General features: G+C 66.5%; 17 protein-coding genes. All 17 read left to right on the top strand.

Features of this window, described 5'->3' with window-relative positions:
• The first annotated feature begins 70 nt into the window (after nt 1-70).
• Nucleotides 71-1,489: a peptidoglycan DD-metalloendopeptidase family protein gene (locus A37E_RS0108085; RefSeq protein ID WP_081837504.1), complete on the top strand. Its 1,419-nt coding sequence runs from the start codon at nt 71-73 to the stop codon at nt 1,487-1,489.
• Entirely contained in the window at nt 1,486-2,835 is a 1,350-nt protein-coding gene (locus tag A37E_RS0108080) for a S41 family peptidase (protein WP_029556138.1), read from the top strand. Before A37E_RS0108085 ends, A37E_RS0108080 begins: the two co-directional genes overlap by 4 nt.
• Before the next feature lie 300 nt (nt 2,836-3,135).
• Nucleotides 3,136-3,882, top strand: coding sequence for a transporter substrate-binding domain-containing protein (locus A37E_RS0108075; protein ID WP_051679389.1), 747 nt, complete (start codon nt 3,136-3,138; stop codon nt 3,880-3,882).
• A 74-nt stretch (nt 3,883-3,956) separates the two neighbouring features.
• Entirely contained in the window at nt 3,957-4,631 is a 675-nt protein-coding gene (locus A37E_RS0108070; RefSeq protein WP_029556136.1) for an amino acid ABC transporter permease, read from the top strand.
• Nucleotides 4,628-5,287 carry an amino acid ABC transporter permease gene (locus A37E_RS0108065; protein WP_029556135.1) on the top strand — a complete coding sequence of 220 codons (660 nt, stop codon included), beginning with the start codon at nt 4,628-4,630 and terminating at the stop codon, nt 5,285-5,287. Before A37E_RS0108070 ends, A37E_RS0108065 begins: the two co-directional genes overlap by 4 nt.
• The gene (locus A37E_RS0108060) at nt 5,265-5,990 is read left to right on the top strand and encodes an amino acid ABC transporter ATP-binding protein (RefSeq protein ID WP_024276750.1); all 726 of its coding nucleotides are present in this window, start codon (nt 5,265-5,267) and stop codon (nt 5,988-5,990) included. The genes A37E_RS0108065 and A37E_RS0108060 overlap by 23 nt, the downstream gene beginning before the upstream one ends.
• 236 nt (nt 5,991-6,226) lie before the next feature.
• Nucleotides 6,227-6,781 (top strand): F0F1 ATP synthase subunit delta, encoded by a 555-nt coding sequence (locus A37E_RS0108055; protein WP_038192786.1) that lies wholly within the window; start codon nt 6,227-6,229, stop codon nt 6,779-6,781.
• Nucleotides 6,781-8,313: a F0F1 ATP synthase subunit alpha gene (atpA, locus tag A37E_RS0108050; RefSeq protein ID WP_029556133.1), complete on the top strand. Its 1,533-nt coding sequence runs from the start codon at nt 6,781-6,783 to the stop codon at nt 8,311-8,313. Before A37E_RS0108055 ends, atpA begins: the two co-directional genes overlap by 1 nt.
• Nucleotides 8,314-8,349: 36 nt before the next feature.
• Entirely contained in the window at nt 8,350-9,225 is an 876-nt protein-coding gene (locus A37E_RS0108045; RefSeq protein WP_029556132.1) for a F0F1 ATP synthase subunit gamma, read from the top strand.
• Nucleotides 9,226-9,258: 33 nt separating this feature from the next.
• Nucleotides 9,259-10,695 carry a F0F1 ATP synthase subunit beta gene (gene atpD, locus A37E_RS0108040; RefSeq protein ID WP_029556131.1) on the top strand — a complete coding sequence of 479 codons (1,437 nt, stop codon included), beginning with the start codon at nt 9,259-9,261 and terminating at the stop codon, nt 10,693-10,695.
• A 27-nt stretch (nt 10,696-10,722) separates the two neighbouring features.
• A complete protein-coding gene (locus A37E_RS0108035) occupies nt 10,723-10,956 on the top strand; it encodes a hypothetical protein (RefSeq protein ID WP_024276755.1) in 234 nt (77 codons plus the stop codon).
• 131 nt (nt 10,957-11,087) lie between these two features.
• A complete protein-coding gene (locus A37E_RS0108030; RefSeq protein WP_029556130.1) occupies nt 11,088-11,510 on the top strand; it encodes a F0F1 ATP synthase subunit epsilon in 423 nt (140 codons plus the stop codon).
• Between the two features lie 149 nt (nt 11,511-11,659).
• The gene (locus A37E_RS0108025) at nt 11,660-12,265 is read left to right on the top strand and encodes a nucleoside deaminase (RefSeq protein WP_245279290.1); all 606 of its coding nucleotides are present in this window, start codon (nt 11,660-11,662) and stop codon (nt 12,263-12,265) included.
• A gap of 80 nt (nt 12,266-12,345) precedes the next feature.
• Nucleotides 12,346-13,122 carry a Crp/Fnr family transcriptional regulator gene (locus A37E_RS0108020; RefSeq protein WP_029556128.1) on the top strand — a complete coding sequence of 259 codons (777 nt, stop codon included), beginning with the start codon at nt 12,346-12,348 and terminating at the stop codon, nt 13,120-13,122.
• 169 nt (nt 13,123-13,291) lie between these two features.
• The gene (locus A37E_RS0108015; protein WP_029556127.1) at nt 13,292-14,722 is read left to right on the top strand and encodes an ABC transporter substrate-binding protein; all 1,431 of its coding nucleotides are present in this window, start codon (nt 13,292-13,294) and stop codon (nt 14,720-14,722) included.
• 146 nt (nt 14,723-14,868) lie between these two features.
• Nucleotides 14,869-15,693 (top strand): ABC transporter permease, encoded by an 825-nt coding sequence (locus tag A37E_RS0108010; protein ID WP_051679388.1) that lies wholly within the window; start codon nt 14,869-14,871, stop codon nt 15,691-15,693.
• 7 nt (nt 15,694-15,700) lie between these two features.
• Nucleotides 15,701-16,576 carry an ABC transporter ATP-binding protein gene (locus A37E_RS0108005; protein WP_029556125.1) on the top strand — a complete coding sequence of 292 codons (876 nt, stop codon included), beginning with the start codon at nt 15,701-15,703 and terminating at the stop codon, nt 16,574-16,576.
• The last annotated feature ends 133 nt before the right edge of the window (nt 16,577-16,709 follow it).

Genomic DNA, 16,709 nt, shown 5'->3' with positions numbered 1-16,709 from the left:
GCCTGAGAAAGCCGCTTGCGGACGTCTTGGGCTTTACCGATCCTCAACCCTGTTCATTGAGGATCGGTTCATGAAGCCGCGGTTGGTCCTGATCCTCCTGACGCTGGCCGCGACCCTCCTGGCCGCGGCCCCGTGGCTGCGTGTTCCACTGGCCCTCATTCCCAAGGCCTTGGCCCAGCCGGGCGCGCCCCCGCCGGCGGTGCCGCTGCCGCCGCCCGTTCCCAACCGCACCGGCATCGACACCGATGCGCTGAAGGCCGACGTGAAGGGTTCCGAGGAGGCCCAGCGCAAACTCCGCGCCGACCTCGAGGCGGCGAAGGGCGATCGCGGCCGTCTCAACCAGATGCTGCTCGACACCGCCGCCCGCACCCGCGCGGTGGAGCAGCAGCTCATCGATGTGGAAGGCCGCATCGCCCAACTGGACCGTTCCGCCGCAGACCTCAACACCTCCCTCGGCAAGCGCCGGGGCGTCCTCGCCCAGGTGCTGGCGGCCCTGATGCGCATGGGGCGCGAGCCGCCACCCGCCATCCTCATGCGCCCGGACGATGCGCTGGATGCGGTGCGCTCGGCCATCCTGCTTGGCGCCCTCCTGCCGGAACTCAGGGTGGAGGCGGAGACATTGGCCTCCGACCTGTCCGAGCTGTCCCGCGTGCGCACCGAACTGGCGTCCGCCCGCGACAGCCTGACCAGCCTGCGCGCCGACCTCGAAGAGGACAGCCGCCGCCTTGCCGTGCTGGTGGGCGAGCGCCAGAAGCGGCAGGCGGAGGAGCATCCGGTCGCTTCCGCCGACAAGGCGCAGGCGGAAAGCGTCGCCAAGGCCACCGGGGACGTGCACGATCTCGTGACGAGGCTGGAGAACGAGGTTGGACCTTCCGCAAGGGCAGCTGACGCCGCGCAGGCGGTGACGCGCCCGCAGGAACCCGGGCGGCCCGACCTGACCGCGCTCAAGGACCCGGCGCGCCTGACGCCGGCCATCGCTTTCCCGCAGGCCAAAGGCTTGCTGCCGCTTCCGGTGGCTGGCGTGACGCTACGGAATTTCGGGGCGACGGACGGGGTGGGAGGTACCGAGAAGGGCATCACCATCGCCACCCGCGCCGGTGCCCCGGTGAGCGCGCCGGCCGACGGCTGGGTGGTCTACGCCGGACCCTTCCGCAGCTATGGCCAACTCTTGATTATCAACGCGGGCGGTGGCTACCATATTCTGATGGCAGGCATGGAACGGATCACCGTGGACCTCGGCCAGTTCGTCCTCGCGGGCGAGCCGGTGGGGGTCATGGGGGGACTGTCCCGTACCGTGGCCAATACGGTGCAGCGCGGTCCGGGGGGCATCGGTCCCGGGGGGAGTGGCGCATCCGCCCAAAACGGCTCACCGTCGCCCGCAACGGCCACGGGACAGCCCCAATTGTATGTCGAGTTCCGAAAAGACGGGCTCTCGATCGACCCCACGCCATGGTGGGCGGCAACGGACAGTCAGAAGGTACGTGGATAATGCGTCGGACGTCTCTCTTTCTATTTGGCGTGGCGGCTGGCGCCCTCGTGGCGGTTGCAGCGGTCCAGCCACGGCTGATCCTCGGGACCGCGGCAGAGGCCGCGTCGTCCGATACCTACAAGCAGCTCAATCTGTTCGGCGACGTCTTCGAGCGCGTGCGCTCCGACTATGTCGAGAAGCCCGATGACGCCAAGCTGATCGAGGCGGCCATCAATGGCATGCTGCAGTCGCTCGATCCGCACTCCTCCTACATGGACGCGAAGAATCACCGCGACATGCAGGTGCAGACCCGCGGCGAGTTCGGCGGTCTCGGCATCGAGGTCATCATGGAAGATGGCCTGGTGAAGGTCGTCACCCCCATGGAGGGCACCCCCGCGGCCAAGGCCGGTGTGCTCTCCGGCGACCTCATCGCCAAGCTCGACGGCGACCAGGTTCAGGGCATGACCCTGAACGAGGCGGTGGACAAGATGCGTGGGCCGGTCAACACCCCCATCACGCTCACCATCCTGCGCAAGGGCGCCGAGAAGCCCATCGAAGTGAAGCTGGTGCGCGACACCATCAAGCTTCAGACGGTGCGCTCGCGCGTCGAGGCGGATGACATCGCCTATATCCGCATCAATTCCTTCACCAACGAGCAGACCTTCGAGACCTTGAAGAAGGCCATCGACGACCTGACCGCGAAGATCGGCCCGGACAAGATCAAGGGCTACATCATCGACCTGCGCAACAACCCCGGCGGCCTGCTCGATCAGGCGGTGGCGGTGTCCGATGCGTTCCTGGAGCGTGGCGAGATCGTCTCCACCCGCGGCCGTAACCCGGAAGAGACGCAGCGCTTCAACGCCCGCGGCGGCGACCTCACCAAGGGCAAGCCGGTGATCGTGATGGTGAACGGCGGCTCCGCCTCGGCCTCCGAGATCGTCGCCGGCGCGCTGCAGGATCACAAGCGGGCGACGATCCTTGGCTCGCGCACCTTCGGCAAGGCCTCGGTGCAGACCATCATCCCGCTCGGCCAGCAGGGCGCCCTGCGGCTCACCACGGCGCGCTACTACACGCCGTCGGGCCGCTCCATCCAGGCCAAGGGCATCGAGCCCGACATCGTCCTGGTGCAGGACCTGCCCGACGAGATGAAGCAGAAGCTCGGCGTTTCCACGGACTCGACCCGCGGCGAAGCCTCGCTGAAGGGCCACCTGAAGAACGGCGACGACGAGCAGACCGGCTCGCCCTCCTACGTGCCGCCGGACCCGAAGGACGACACCCAGCTGAAGCTCGCCGTTGAGCTGATGAAGGGCACCGTGAAGAACGCCGCCTTCCCGGCGACGCCGAACAAGTCCTCGCAGGCCAATTGATGCCCTGACGGAAGCTGACCGGCGCGCCGTTCAGCATCTGCTTAGACTTTAGGCAAATGCCCCGTCCGGATGCTCGGGCGGGGCATTTTGCGTTTTAGGGCACTGGCGGCGACCCACCGCCATCAAGGGTTGGTCCGATCGCGCCGCTCGCGGTGGTATTGTATGCACGCTGGCATACCGCTTGCTCCTCAGGGGTCGATGGCGCGATCGCGCCGCCCACGGAGTTTCGGTCCCGCCATGCAGGCAACCCGCAGATCTTTCCTTTCCCGGACCCTGGCCGGCGCCGCCCTCGGCAGCGCGATGGTCCTCGGCCTTGCCGCGGCCCCCGCGCATGCGGAAGCCCTCGATGACATCCTCAAGGCCGGCGTCATCAAGATCGCCGTGCCGCAGGACTTCCCCCCGTTCGGCTCGGTGGGCACTGACCTCAAGCCCGTGGGCTACGACATCGACGTCGCCAACCTTATCGCCAAGGGCCTCGGCGTGAAGGCGGAGCTGGTGCCCGTGTCGAGCGCGAACCGCATCCCCTACCTCCAGACCAAGAAGGTCGACCTCGTCATCTCCAGCCTGGGCAAGAACCCCGACCGCGAGAAGGTGATCGATTTCTCGGTGGCCTACGCCCCCTTCTTCAACGGCATCTTCGGCCCCGCCGACGTGAAGGTGGAGAAGGTGGAGGACATCGCCGGCATGACGGTCGGCGTCACCCGCGGCTCGGTGGAGGATCTGGAGCTGACCAAGGTCGCCCCGCCCACCGCCGACATCAAGCGCTACGAGGACAACAATTCCACCATCTCGGCCTTCCTCTCCGGCCAGGTGAAGGTGGTGGCGACCGGCAATGTGGTGGCCGCCGCCATCCTCGCCCGCAACCCGCCGAAGAAGCCCACCGTGAAGGTGCTGATCAAGAACTCGCCCTGCTACGTCGGCCTGAACAAGGACGAGCCGAAGCTGCTGGAGAAGGTCAACGCCATTCTCGCCGCGGCCAAGGCCGACGGCGCGCTGGAGAAGATTTCCGAGAAGTGGCTCGGCGCCCCGCTGCCGAAGAACCTCTGAGGACGCCGCTCCCTGTCCGGTGACGGGGCAGGGAGCGATCCACGGGCACTGCGCCATCGGGGGACCAGCCGGACATGGCCTACAGTTTCGATTTCTCATCCCTGGCCGATTACGGGCCGGTGCTGGCGAAGGGTGTTGCCATCACCGTGGAGCTGATCGTGGTCGGCGGTGCCTTTGGGGTCGGGCTCGGCATCGCCTGCGCCTGGGCGAAGGCGCTGGGGCCGCGCTGGCTCCGGCCCATCGTCTCGGCCTATGTGGAGCTGATCCGCAACACGCCGTTCCTGATCCAGCTGTTCTTCATCTTCTTCGGCCTGCCAGCGGTCGGCGTGGGGCTCACCGAGATGCAGGCGGCCATCCTCGCCATGGTCATCAATCTCGGTGCCTATGCCTGCGAGATCATCCGCGCCGGTATCGAGGCGACGCCGCGCGGCCAGTTCGAGGCCGGTTCCAGCCTCGCCATGAGCCCGATCCAGACCTTCCGCCACGTGGTGCTGGTGCCGGCACTGCAGAAGATCTGGCCGGCGCTGACCTCGCAGATCGTCATCGTCATGTTCGGCTCGGCGGTGTGCTCGCAGATCTCGGTGGAGGAGTTGACCTTCGCCGCCAACTTCATCCAGTCGCGGACGTTCCGCGCCTTCGAGTCCTACATCGTCGCGACGGTGCTCTATCTGCTGCTGGCGGTGCTGCTGCGCCAGGTCATGCGGGGGCTCGGGCTGTTTCTCTTTCCGCGCCGGAGGAAGACGACATGACCCAATTCTCCACCTGGGACATCGTCTCCAACCTGCTTCTGGCGGCACGCTGGACCGTGCTGCTCTCCATCCTCGCCTTCATCGGCGGCGGCGCGGTGGGGCTCGTGGTGCTCTACTGCCGCATCGCCCGCAAACCGTGGTTGCAGCGGGCCGCCAATCTCTACATCGAGCTGTTTCAGGGCACTCCGCTGCTGATGCAGCTGTTCCTCATCTTCTTCGGCCTGCCGCTGATGGGCCTCGACGTCTCGCCCTGGGCGGCGGCCTTCGTCTCGCTGACCCTGTGGACCTCCGCCTTCCTCGCCGAGATCTGGCGCGGCTGCGTCGAATCGATCCCGAAGGGGCAGTGGGAGGCCTCCTCGTCGCTGGCCATGAGCTTCTTCGAGCAGTTGCGCTACGTGGTGCTGCCCCAGGCCCTGCGCATCGCCGTGCCACCCACGGTGGGCTTCTCGGTGCAGGTGGTGAAGGGGACGGCGCTGACCTCCATCATCGGCTTCGTGGAACTCTCCAAGGCCGCCACCATCATCACCAACGCCACGTTCGAGCCGTTCACCGTCTACGGCTTCGCCGCCCTCATCTATTTCGTGCTGTGCTGGCCTCTGTCGAAGAGCAGCCAGCTTCTCGAAAGGAAGCTGAATGTCGCTCATCACCATCACTGAGGTCCGCAAGAGCTTCGGCCAGAACGAGGTCCTGAAGGGAATCAACCTCGATGTGGCGGCCGGCGAGGTCATCGCCATCATCGGCAAGTCGGGCTCGGGCAAATCGACCCTTCTGCGCTGTATCAACGGGCTTGAGACCATCAACGACGGTTCCATCACCGTCGCCGGCGCCCAGCTGGCGCCGGACGAGGTGCATCTGCGGGCGCTCCGGCTGAAGGTCGGGATGATCTTCCAGGGCTTCAACCTGTTTCCCCACCTCACCGCCGGGCGCAACGTGATGCTCTCGCCCATGGTGGTGAAGAAGGTGTCGCAGAAGGAGGCCGAGGCCGAGGCGCGGGTGCGGTTGGAGCAGGTGGGCCTCGCCCACAAGTTCGACGCCTATCCCGACGAGCTGTCCGGCGGCCAGCAGCAGCGCGTCGCCATCGCCCGCGCCCTGGCCATGAAGCCGCTGGCGCTGCTGTGCGACGAGATCACCTCCGCCCTCGACCCCGAACTCGTCAACGAGGTGCTGGCGGTGGTGAAGAAGCTGGCCGAGGAGGGGATGACCCTCCTCATGGTCACGCACGAGATGCGCTTCGCACGGGAAGTGTGTGACCGGGTGGTGTTCATGCACCAGGGGCGGGTGCATGAGATCGGTCCGCCGGAAGAAGTATTTGCGAATCCTCAAACGGCGGAGCTCAGGCAGTTTCTCGGCCAAAGCTGAGGCCGCTGTGGGTCTTGCGTTACGGTCAAGCCTGTCGCGGTGCGGCAATGCGGCCTATGCGCCATCCTCCCGTCATGTTGCCGCCTTGATCTGCCTGTGTTAGGCACTCCGGGATTTCGAGGGACGGGTTAAGCCCCCTCGCGAGGTCGCACAATTATATTCCCAACAGATCAAGGGCTTGGGGAGAGGTGACGCAAGGTGCGTGACCGGCCCTGGAAGTCCGAGAGAGGTGCGGGGTGGCGGATACGATCGTGTCAGGCATGGCGGGGCGCTATGCGACCGCGCTGTTCGAACTGGCGAGCGAGGCCGGCGCCGTCGATTCCGTTAAGGCGGATCTCGATCGCCTGTCGGCTCTGATTGCTGAAAACGCGGATCTGGCGCGGCTGGTGAAAAGCCCGGTCTTTTCGGCCGAGGAGCAGCTGAAGGCCATCTCCGCGGTTCTTGGTCAGGTGGGCATTTCCGGCCTGGCCGGAAATTTCGTGAAGCTGGTGGCGCAGAACCGCCGCCTGTTCGCGCTGCCCAGGATGATTTCCGACTATGCCGCCCTCGTGGCCGCCCAGCGCGGTGAGACGACGGCGGAAGTGACGGTGGCTGCTCCCCTGAGCGGCACCCACTTCGCCGCGCTCAAGGAAGCGTTGGCGCAGCAGACGGGTAAGGACGTGAACCTCGACGTCACCGTCGATCCGTCCATCCTCGGTGGTCTCATCGTGAAGCTCGGCTCCCGCATGGTCGACGCCTCGCTCAAGACCAAACTCAATTCTATCCGGCATGCGATGAAAGAGGTCCGCTGATGGACATTCGAGCCGCTGAAATCTCCGCCATCCTCAAGGAGCAGATCCAGGGCTTCGGCCAGGAGGCTGAAGTCTCCGAGGTCGGCCAGGTCCTCTCCGTCGGTGACGGCATCGCCCGCGTCTATGGCCTCGACAACGTCCAGGCCGGCGAGATGGTCGAGTTCGAGAACGGCACGCGCGGCATGGCGCTGAACCTCGAAATCGACAACGTCGGTATCGTGATCTTCGGTTCGGACCGCGAGATCAAGGAAGGCCAGACCGTCAAGCGGACCGGCGCCATCGTGGACGCCCCGGTCGGCAAGGGCCTGCTCGGCCGCGTCGTGGATGCCCTCGGCAACCCGATCGACGGCAAGGGCCCGATCATGTTCACCGAGCGTCGCCGCGTCGACGTGAAGGCGCCGGGCATCATTCCGCGCAAGTCGGTGCATGAGCCCATGCAGACCGGCCTCAAGGCCATCGACGCGCTGATCCCGATCGGCCGCGGCCAGCGCGAGCTGATCATCGGCGACCGCCAGACCGGCAAGACCGCCGTGGCGCTCGACGCCATCCTGAACCAGAAGCCCCTGAACGCCGGCGACGCCCCCGAGAGCCAGAAGCTCTACTGCGTCTACGTCGCGGTGGGCCAGAAGCGCTCCACCGTCGCGCAGTTCGTGAAGGTGCTCGAGGAGCAGGGCGCGCTCGAATATTCGGTCGTCGTCGCCGCCACCGCTTCGGACGCCGCGCCGATGCAGTTCCTGGCGCCGTTCACCGGCACCGCCATGGGCGAGTATTTCCGTGACAACGGCATGCACGCGCTCATCATCCATGACGACCTGTCCAAGCAGGCCGTGGCCTACCGCCAGATGTCGCTGCTGCTGCGCCGCCCGCCGGGCCGCGAAGCCTATCCCGGCGACGTGTTCTACCTGCACTCCCGCCTGCTGGAGCGCGCGGCCAAGCTGAACGACGCCCACGGCGCCGGCTCGCTCACCGCCCTCCCGGTCATCGAGACCCAGGCGAACGACGTGTCGGCCTATATCCCGACCAACGTCATCTCCATCACCGACGGCCAGATCTTCCTTGAGTCCGACCTGTTCTACCAGGGCATCCGCCCGGCGGTGAACGTCGGCCTCTCGGTGTCGCGCGTGGGCTCCTCGGCCCAGATCAAGGCGATGAAGCAGGTCGCCGGCAAGATCAAGGGCGAGCTCGCCCAGTATCGTGAGCTCGCGGCCTTCGCCCAGTTCGGCTCGGACCTCGACGCCTCCACCCAGAAGCTGCTCAACCGCGGCGCCCGCCTGACCGAGCTTCTGAAGCAGAGCCAGTTCGCGCCGCTGAAGGTCGAGGAGCAGGTGGCGGTGATCTATGCCGGCACCAACGGCTATCTCGACCCGCTGCCGGTCTCCAAGGTCCGCGAGTTCGAGCAGGGCCTGCTCCTGGCGCTGCGCTCGCAGCATCCGGAGATCCTGGAGGCCATCCGCACGTCCAAGGAACTGTCCAAGGACACGGCCGAGAAGCTGACGAAGGCTATCGATGCCTTTGCCAAGAGCTTTGCCTGAACGGCGCCTGTTCCTCGAACCTGACGGACGGGCACGATGGCGAGCCTGAAAGACCTACGAAACCGCATCGCCTCGGTGAAGGCGACGCAGAAGATCACCAAGGCGATGCAGATGGTCGCCGCGGCGAAGCTGCGTCGCGCCCAGATGGCGGCGGAAGCGGCCCGTCCCTATGCCGAGCGCATGGAGACGGTGCTGGGCAATCTCGCCGCCGGGATCATCGGCGGCGGGCAGGCGCCCGTCCTCATCGCCGGCACCGGCTCCGACCAGAAGCAGCTGCTCCTGGTCGCGACCGGCGAGCGCGGCCTGTGCGGCGCCTTCAACACCTCCATCGTCCGGCTCGCCCGCGAGCGGGCGCAGCAGCTGCTCGGCGAAGGCAAGGACGTCAAGTTCTTCTGCATCGGCCGCAAGGGCTATGACCAGCTGCGCCGGATCTATCCCGACCGCATCATCGAGCTGGTGGACCTGCGCTCGGTGCGGACGCTCAGCTTCAAGGATGCCGACGCCATTGCGTCGAAGATCCTTTCGCTGCTCGACCAGGGTGCGTTCGACGTGTGCACGCTCTTCTACGCCCAGTTCAAGAGCGTGATCTCGCAGGTGCCGACCGCCCAGCAGATCATCCCCGCCACCTTCGAGGCGCGGGACGCGGATGCGGCCGGTCCGGTCTATGAATACGAGCCGGCCGAGGAAGACATCCTCGCCGACCTCCTGCCCCGCAACATCGCGGTGCAGATCTTCCGCGCCCTCCTGGAAAACCAGGCGTCGTTCTACGGCTCGCAGATGAGCGCCATGGACAACGCGACGCGGAATGCGGGCGACATGATCAAGAAGCAGACGCTGATCTACAACCGGACGCGTCAGGCCATGATCACGAAGGAACTCATCGAAATCATCTCCGGCGCCGAAGCGCTCTGACCACGGCCTGGACGAGGACAAAGGACGACGAACATGGCGAACCCCACCGGACGCATTACCCAAGTCATCGGCGCCGTTGTCGACGTGCAGTTCGACGGCCATCTGCCGGAAATCCTGAACGCGCTCGAGACCACCAACCACGGCAACCGCCTGGTGCTCGAGGTGGCCCAGCATCTCGGCGAGAACACCGTCCGCACCATCGCGATGGATGCCACCGAGGGTCTGGTGCGTGGCCAGGGTGTCACCGACACCGGCGCGCCCATCCAGGTGCCCGTGGGTGATGCCACCCTCGGCCGCATCATGAACGTGATCGGCGAGCCGGTGGACGAGCTCGGCCCGGTGGTCGGCGACGGCCTGCGCGCCATCCACCAGCCCGCTCCCTCCTATGCGGACCAGTCCACCGAGGCGGAAATCCTCGTCACCGGCATCAAGGTGGTGGACCTGCTCGCGCCCTACTCCAAGGGCGGCAAGATCGGCCTGTTCGGCGGCGCCGGCGTGGGCAAGACCGTGCTCATCATGGAGCTCATCAACAACATCGCGAAGGCGCACGGCGGCTACTCCGTGTTCGCCGGCGTCGGTGAGCGCACCCGTGAGGGCAACGATCTCTACCACGAGATGATCGAGTCCAAGGTGAACGTGGACCCGCACGAGCATGGTGGCTCGGCCGCCGGCTCCAAGTGCGCCCTCGTGTACGGCCAGATGAACGAGCCTCCGGGCGCCCGCGCCCGCGTCGCGCTCACCGGCCTCACCGTCGCCGAGCACTTCCGCGACCAGGGCCAGGACGTGCTGTTCTTCGTGGACAACATCTTCCGCTTCACCCAGGCCGGCTCGGAAGTGTCGGCTCTGCTCGGCCGCATTCCCTCGGCGGTGGGCTACCAGCCGACGCTGGCCACCGACATGGGTGCCCTGCAGGAGCGCATCACCACCACCACCAAGGGGTCGATCACCTCGGTGCAGGCCATCTACGTGCCCGCCGACGACCTGACCGACCCGGCGCCTGCCGCCTCCTTCGCCCATCTCGACGCGACGACCGTGCTCTCGCGCTCCATCGCCGAGAAGGGCATCTATCCGGCGGTGGACCCGCTGGACTCCACCTCGCGCATCCTCTCCCCGCTGGTGATCGGCGAGGAGCACTACAACGTGGCGCGTCAGGTGCAGCAGACCCTCCAGCGCTACAAGGCGCTGCAGGACATCATCGCGATCCTGGGCATGGACGAGCTCTCCGAAGAGGACAAGCTCACCGTGGCCCGCGCCCGCAAGATCGAGCGCTTCCTCTCCCAGCCCTTCCACGTCGCGGAAGTGTTCACCGGCTCCCCGGGCAAGCTCGTGGACCTGAAGGACACCATCTCCGGCTTCAAGGGCCTCGTCGAAGGCAAGTACGACTACCTGCCCGAGCAGGCCTTCTACATGGTCGGCTCCATGGAAGAAGCCATCGAGAAGGGCAAGAAGCTGGCCGCCGAGGCGGCCTGATCCCATCCACGCGGCGGAGCGATCGCGATGAATATCAAGATCGTCTGCCTCGTTCTCGGGCTGCTGGCCGGTGGCATCACCGGCTGGCTCACCCGGCCCCAGGTGGCGGAACTGCGCCTCCCGGGCATCGACATCCGCGTTCAGGGAGAGGGGCCGCGCGGCGGCCTCACCTCCGAGCAGACCCGCCACATCCTGCTTGCGGCCGTGGTGGGCGCGATCATCGGCTTGGGCGTCGGCTTCGTCGCCGAGCGCCGCCGCTGATCGGACCGAAGATTTCACGGAGCCATCCGGCTCCCACCCATGGCGGAGCCGTTCCGCCGGCCTGATCCTCCCGAGGGTAGCCGGCAGGCTCCCGCGGGACCCCCGGCGGGGACGACCCGGAGATTGAACAGATGGCGACCTTACCTTTTGAGCTGGTCTCCCCCGAGCGCCTCGTCTTTTCCGGCGCCGTGACCGAGGTGATCGTGCCGGGCGCGGAAGGCGAGTTCGGCGTGCTGGCCGGACATGCGCCGTTCATCGGCATGCTCAAGCCCGGCATCCTCACCATCAAGGCCGATGGTGCCGCCCGCCGCTATTTCGTCCGCGGCGGCTTCGCCGAAGTGAACCCGGCCGGCCTCACCATTCTCGCCGAAGAGGCGAAGCCGCTGGAGGAGCTGGATCTTGGCGCTCTCGCCCAGCAGATCCAGGACGCCCGCGAGGACGTGAACGACGCCACCGGCGACGATGCCAAGCAGCGCGCGTCCCGTCACCTCGCCGACCTGCAGCAGGTCTATGAGGCGCTGGAGCGCGACCGGACCGGCGCCACCACGCACTGAGCACCGATACCAGCGCGACATTTCGGGAAGGCCCGGGCCAAAAGCCCGGGCCTTTTCTTTGCCCGGACCTCTGCCTCGCGCGGTCTAGCGCTCGAGCCCGGTTGCCCCCGTCCATGCCGCGTGCTCAGCTTCCCCGAGGGGGCGACACCATGACCGCTGAAGACGCGATGCGGACCGAGGAAGCTGCTGCGCATGCCCCGAGCCGGCGGAGCGTTCTCGCAAGCCTCGCAGTGGCGGCCGGCAGCGTCCTGTCGCTCTTCCCATCCGTGACGCGCGCCGAGGCGGTGGTGGGGCCGCCGCGCCCGGAGGATGAAGGGCTGATGCGCGAGGCCATCGCGCTCGCGGCCCGGTCGGATTTCCCGTTCGGCGCGGTGATCGCGCGGGGCGGGGAGGTTCTCTCCCGGGGACCGAATCTCGGCCGGCAGCTGAACGATCCCACCGCCCATGCCGAGATGGTCGCCATCCGCCGCTTCCTCGCCGCGCGGTCGGCGGACGAACTGAAGGGCGCGACCATCTACGCCTCCGCCGAGCCGTGCCCCATGTGCATGGGGGCGGTTCTCTGGTGCGGGCTCAATCGCGTGGTCTTCGGCGCCTCGCTGGAGCAGGTGGCGGCCAAGTATGGCCGGCAGCCGCAAATCGGAATGCCTGCGCTGGATGTGGCCCGGACCATGGCCGAGGCCGCGCCTTTCCTGAAGGTGGAGATCACCGGCGGCGTGCTCGCGCCGGAGGCACTCGCCCTGTTCGACAAAAAATGAATTAATACGATCGATTTAATGAAAAAAATGCTGGTATGCTTCTTGCCGCTTGGAAGCCGTCCAAACGGGAGATATCCAGCATGCAGACTGCCCCCCTGCACGCCAAACCAGTGCCCCCAGCCTCACCCCTTCTGGCCGGGTCCAACCCGGCGCAGGCGCTGCTCCTCACCGAAAATGCCGCGCTGACCAACGGGCCGCCGCTGCTGTTCCAGCGGCTCACGGCCAAGGAGCGCGAAGAGGTGCTGAGGGAGGGGCAGAAACGCGTCGTCTATCGCGGGAAGATGCTGTTCTCCCAAGGCACGCCGCACGATGGCATCTTCCTCATCGAGAGCGGTCGCATCCGGGTTTTCTACATCGCGCCGTCGGGCCGGGAGATCACGCTCGCCTACTGGAGTGCGGGCAATTTCGTGGGCGGGCCGGAGCTGTTCGGGCAGGGCCAGCACGTCTGGTCCGGGGTCGCGGCCACCAACAGCGTGGTGGTCCACCTGACCGGAAAGACCCTGCGCCGGCTGATCGCCCAGATACCGGGCTTCGCCATCGGCCTCATCGAGGGGCTCACCTTCAAGGGCAAATGCTATTCGGCCCTTGCCCAGATGCTGGGCACCCGCTCCGTCACCGAGCGTCTCGCGCACCTGCTCATCCATCTCGCCGACACCTATGGCGTGAAGGAAGAGGGCGCCATCGCCATCGGCTCCGCCTTCACCCACGCGGACCTTGCGCACATGGTGGGCGCCACCCGCCAGTGGGTGACGATCAGCCTCAAGCGCTTGCAGGAGCAGGGGGTTCTGAAAGCGGAGAAGGCCAAGATCGTGGTCTACGACCTGGACGCGCTGCACGTGATGCGCGGCGACCGGTGAGGCAGGGCGCCGTCCGGAGACCCGGAGATGTGCGGTTTGATGAAAAATCAGGCGGGTCCGCAAAGGAGGCAACTAATCGACACCTCGGCCGCATCTTCCTTTGAACGGATCGAACCTGGCGCCTGAAGATCACCGTCGAGAGCCGTCTTAGCCCCGAGAGGTGGATCTGATGAACCCGTTTCGCCCGAACGTTCTTCGCAGCATTGCCGTCGCCCTCGCAACCTCCTGCGCCGTTGTTCCGGCCGCAGCCGAAACCATCAACATCGGCATCGGGACGCAGGACACCACGACCAACACGGTGACCACCGGCGTCGTCATCAAGGAGCTGAAGCTTCTCGACAAATATCTGCCGAAGGACGGCAAATATGCCGGCGCCACCTACAACATCGAGTGGCAGAACTTCACCTCCGGCCCGCCCGTCACCAACGGCATGATGGCCGACAAGCTCCAGTTCGGGGGCATGGGCGATTATCCGCTGGTGGTGAACGGCTACACCTTCCAGTCCAATCCCCAGTCCAAGTCCCAGCTCATCGCGGTCGGTGCCTACAACATCTACGGCTCCGGCAACGGCGTGGTCGTGAACAAGGAGTCGCCCTATTATGAGCTGAGCGACCTGAAGGGGAAGGTGGTGAGCGTGCCGTTCGGGTCGGCGGCCCACGGCATGATCCTCAAAGCCATGCAGGACAAGAACTGGCCGGCCGATTACTTCCGGCTGGTGAGCCAGTCGCCCGAGGTGGGTTCCACCAACCTCCAGGAAAAGAAGATCGACGCCCACGCCGATTTCGTCCCCTTCGCCGAGCTGCTGCCGTTCCGCGGCTTCGCCCGCAAGATCTTCGACGGCGTGGAGACCAACGCCCCCACCTGGCATGGCGTGGTGGTGCGCACGGACTTTGCCGAGAAGTATCCGGAGGTCGTGGTCGGCTACATCAAGGCGGTGATCGAGGCCAATGACTGGGTGCGCAAGAACCCGAAGGAAGCCGCCGAGAAGATCGCCAAGTGGACCGGCATCGACAAGGAAGTCGTCTACATCTTCCTCGGCCCGGGCGGCATCATGACCATGGACCCCACCATCAAGCCGCAGCTGGTGGAAGACGCCGCGCAGGACGCCGCGGTGCTCCAGAAGCTCGGCCGCATGAAGGAGTTCGACGTCAAGGCCTGGGTGAACGACACCTACGTCCGCCAAGCCTACAAGGAACTCGGGCTTGATTACGAGGCGCAGCTGAAGAGCCTCGCGAACTACGAGATCGCCGGCGACGACAGCTTCTGCAAGGTCAAGATTTCCGAGCCGCGCAAGGCGGGCGAAATCTGGGTGGATGGCGAGGGCATCAAGCCCTATTCCAGCGCCGCCTGCACCCTCGGGGCGCTCGCCGAGCTGAATGCGGCCGGCAAGAAGGTCAGCATGACCTATCTGTTCGACACCGCCCGCGGCATCAAGCTGTTCGCGACCGATGCCTTCTATGCCGTCTCCACCAAGGACGGAAAGACCGAGATCCAGCCCTTCATGCTGAAGGCCGATGCCGAGGCGGCCGCGGCCAAGGCCGGCGGCAAGGTGCTGCCCTTCACTGATGCGCTGAAGGCGGCGTCCGGGGCCCGCGGGTGAGCGCCATGAACAGCATTGCCATGAAGCCCGCGGCGAAGTCCGCGCCCATCGCCGCCCCGTTCCACCTCGCCGGCGACGGCGGGGTGCACCGGCCAGCCGCGCCCGGTCACATCGTGCTGCGGCCGGAGCGGGACGCGGTGGCGGCGATGCCGGTGCCGGACCGGTCCTTCGCCGGGCGCGCGCGGCGCTGGCTGAAGCTCAACGCCCACACCATCCGCGCCATGCTGCTCGGGGCGCTGGCCATCGGTCTGTTCATCCTCGCCTGGCATGTGGTGACGGTGAACCGCATGACCTTCTACGTGCGGTTCCTCAACGTGCCCTCGCCCGAGCAGGTGCTGGAGAGCGCCCGCACGGCGTTCTCCACGGGTGTTTTCCTCAACCACATCTACATTTCCTGCCGGCGCATCTTCATCGGCTTCGCGCTGGCCGCTGTGGTGGCGGTGCCGCTGGGCCTGCTGATGGGGCGCTTTCAGCTGCTGAAGGAATTCGTCTTCCCCGTCTCGGAAGTGCTGCGGCCCATCCCGGCCATCGCCTGGGTGCCCATGTCCATCATGCTGTGGCCGACCAACGAGGAGAGCATCGTCTTCATCACCTTCCTCGGCTCGTTCTTCCCCATCCTCCTCAACACGCTGCACGGCATGGCGAACGTGGACGAGGTGCTGGTGCGCGCCGCCCGCTGCCTTGGTGCCACCGAGCGGGCGACCTTCCGCGAGGTCTATTTCCCCGCCGTGCTGCCGCAGGTCTTCACCGGCCTCACCGTGGGCATGGGCGTCGCCTGGGTGTCGCTGATCGCGGCGGAGATGATCTCCGGCCAGTTCGGCATCGGCTATTTCACCTGGGAGGCCTATTCCCTGGTGCAATATCCGGACATCGCGCTGGGCATGATCACCATCGGCGTGCTTGGCCTCGCCTCCTCGTTTCTCATCCGCATCGCGGGCCGGGCCGTGACGCCCTGGTCGCGCGCCAAGTGAGGCCATCATGGCGATCCCCGCGACAGCGCCGACGAGGACCGGCCTCATCGAGGTCTCCGACTTCAACCTCGCCTACGACACCATCGACGGCGCCGTCATCGCGGTGCGCGATGCGGACCTGGTGGTGAATCCCGGCGAGTTCGTTTCCATCATCGGGCCGTCGGGCTGCGGCAAGTCCACGTTCCTCAATGCGGTGGCGGGCTTCCTCAAGCCCTCCTCCGGCACGGTCACGGTGGATGGCGAGCCGGTAAAGGGCCCGTCCGCCGACCGGGGCATGGTCTTCCAGCAATATTCGCTCTTCCCGTGGAAGACGGTGCGGGAGAACGTGGAGTTCGGCCTGAAGATGCGCGGCATGGGCAAGTCGGAGCGGGCGGTCGCCGCGCGCACGCTGCTCGGCCTCGCCGGCCTCTCCGCCTTCGAGGACCATTACCCCGATCGCCTCTCCGGCGGCATGAAGCAGCGCGTGGGCATCGTCCGCGCGCTCGCCACCGGGCCGAAGGTGCTGCTGCTGGACGAGCCGTTCGGCGCGCTCGATGCGCAGACGCGGGTCATCATGCAGCAGATCCTCACCAACCTCTGGCAGCGGCTGGGCATCTCGGTGCTGTTCGTCACCCACGACATCGACGAGGCGATCTTCCTCTCCGACCGCATCTACGTGATGACCGCCCGCCCCGGCACCATCAAGGCCGAGGTGACGGTGCCCCTGCCGCGTCCGCGCGATGCAGCCCTCCAGCTCTCGCCGGAATTCGTGCAGCTCCGGGCCGATCTGGGCGCGCTCATCCGCGAGGAAAGCCTGAAGGCCATGGGCGGCGAGCTGAACGAGGATGCGCTGAAAGGCCTCGCAGTGAACCTCAACGGCGCAAATCTGGCCGAGGTGGTGTGAGGCGGCGCGCTTCGGTGGGCGGGGTTAGGACTCGCGCGAGGATTTTCGCATTTGTCCCAATCGTCATGGCCGGGCTTGTCCCGGCCATCCACGTGGTCGGGCCGGGAGCATAACTCTCGGAGCCGCTCCGTCG

Source organism: Xanthobacter sp. 91 (genome assembly GCF_000702385.1).
Taxonomy (GTDB): Bacteria; Pseudomonadota; Alphaproteobacteria; order Rhizobiales; family Xanthobacteraceae; genus Xanthobacter; species Xanthobacter aminoxidans.
Note: the sequence above shows the minus strand (reverse complement) of the source record. Positions and strands in the feature narration are given on the sequence as shown.

Excerpts from the sequence above, each read along its gene's own strand:
- A37E_RS0108085 (WP_081837504.1), top strand. The coding sequence starts at position 71 with ATGAAGCCGCGGTTGGTCCTGATCCTCCTGACGCTGGCCGCGACCCTC.
- A37E_RS0108075 (WP_051679389.1), top strand. The coding sequence starts at position 3,136 with ATGGTCCTCGGCCTTGCCGCGGCCCCCGCGCATGCGGAAGCCCTCGAT.
- A37E_RS0108070 (WP_029556136.1), top strand. The coding sequence starts at position 3,957 with ATGGCCTACAGTTTCGATTTCTCATCCCTGGCCGATTACGGGCCGGTG.
- A37E_RS0108065 (WP_029556135.1), top strand. The coding sequence starts at position 4,628 with ATGACCCAATTCTCCACCTGGGACATCGTCTCCAACCTGCTTCTGGCG.
- A37E_RS0108060 (WP_024276750.1), top strand. The coding sequence starts at position 5,265 with ATGTCGCTCATCACCATCACTGAGGTCCGCAAGAGCTTCGGCCAGAAC.
- atpA (WP_029556133.1), top strand. The coding sequence starts at position 6,781 with ATGGACATTCGAGCCGCTGAAATCTCCGCCATCCTCAAGGAGCAGATC.
- A37E_RS0108045 (WP_029556132.1), top strand. The coding sequence starts at position 8,350 with ATGGCGAGCCTGAAAGACCTACGAAACCGCATCGCCTCGGTGAAGGCG.
- atpD (WP_029556131.1), top strand. The coding sequence starts at position 9,259 with ATGGCGAACCCCACCGGACGCATTACCCAAGTCATCGGCGCCGTTGTC.
- A37E_RS0108035 (WP_024276755.1), top strand. The coding sequence starts at position 10,723 with ATGAATATCAAGATCGTCTGCCTCGTTCTCGGGCTGCTGGCCGGTGGC.
- A37E_RS0108030 (WP_029556130.1), top strand. The coding sequence starts at position 11,088 with ATGGCGACCTTACCTTTTGAGCTGGTCTCCCCCGAGCGCCTCGTCTTT.
- A37E_RS0108025 (WP_245279290.1), top strand. The coding sequence starts at position 11,660 with ATGACCGCTGAAGACGCGATGCGGACCGAGGAAGCTGCTGCGCATGCC.
- A37E_RS0108020 (WP_029556128.1), top strand. The coding sequence starts at position 12,346 with ATGCAGACTGCCCCCCTGCACGCCAAACCAGTGCCCCCAGCCTCACCC.
- A37E_RS0108015 (WP_029556127.1), top strand. The coding sequence starts at position 13,292 with ATGAACCCGTTTCGCCCGAACGTTCTTCGCAGCATTGCCGTCGCCCTC.
- A37E_RS0108010 (WP_051679388.1), top strand. The coding sequence starts at position 14,869 with ATGCCGGTGCCGGACCGGTCCTTCGCCGGGCGCGCGCGGCGCTGGCTG.
- A37E_RS0108005 (WP_029556125.1), top strand. The coding sequence starts at position 15,701 with ATGGCGATCCCCGCGACAGCGCCGACGAGGACCGGCCTCATCGAGGTC.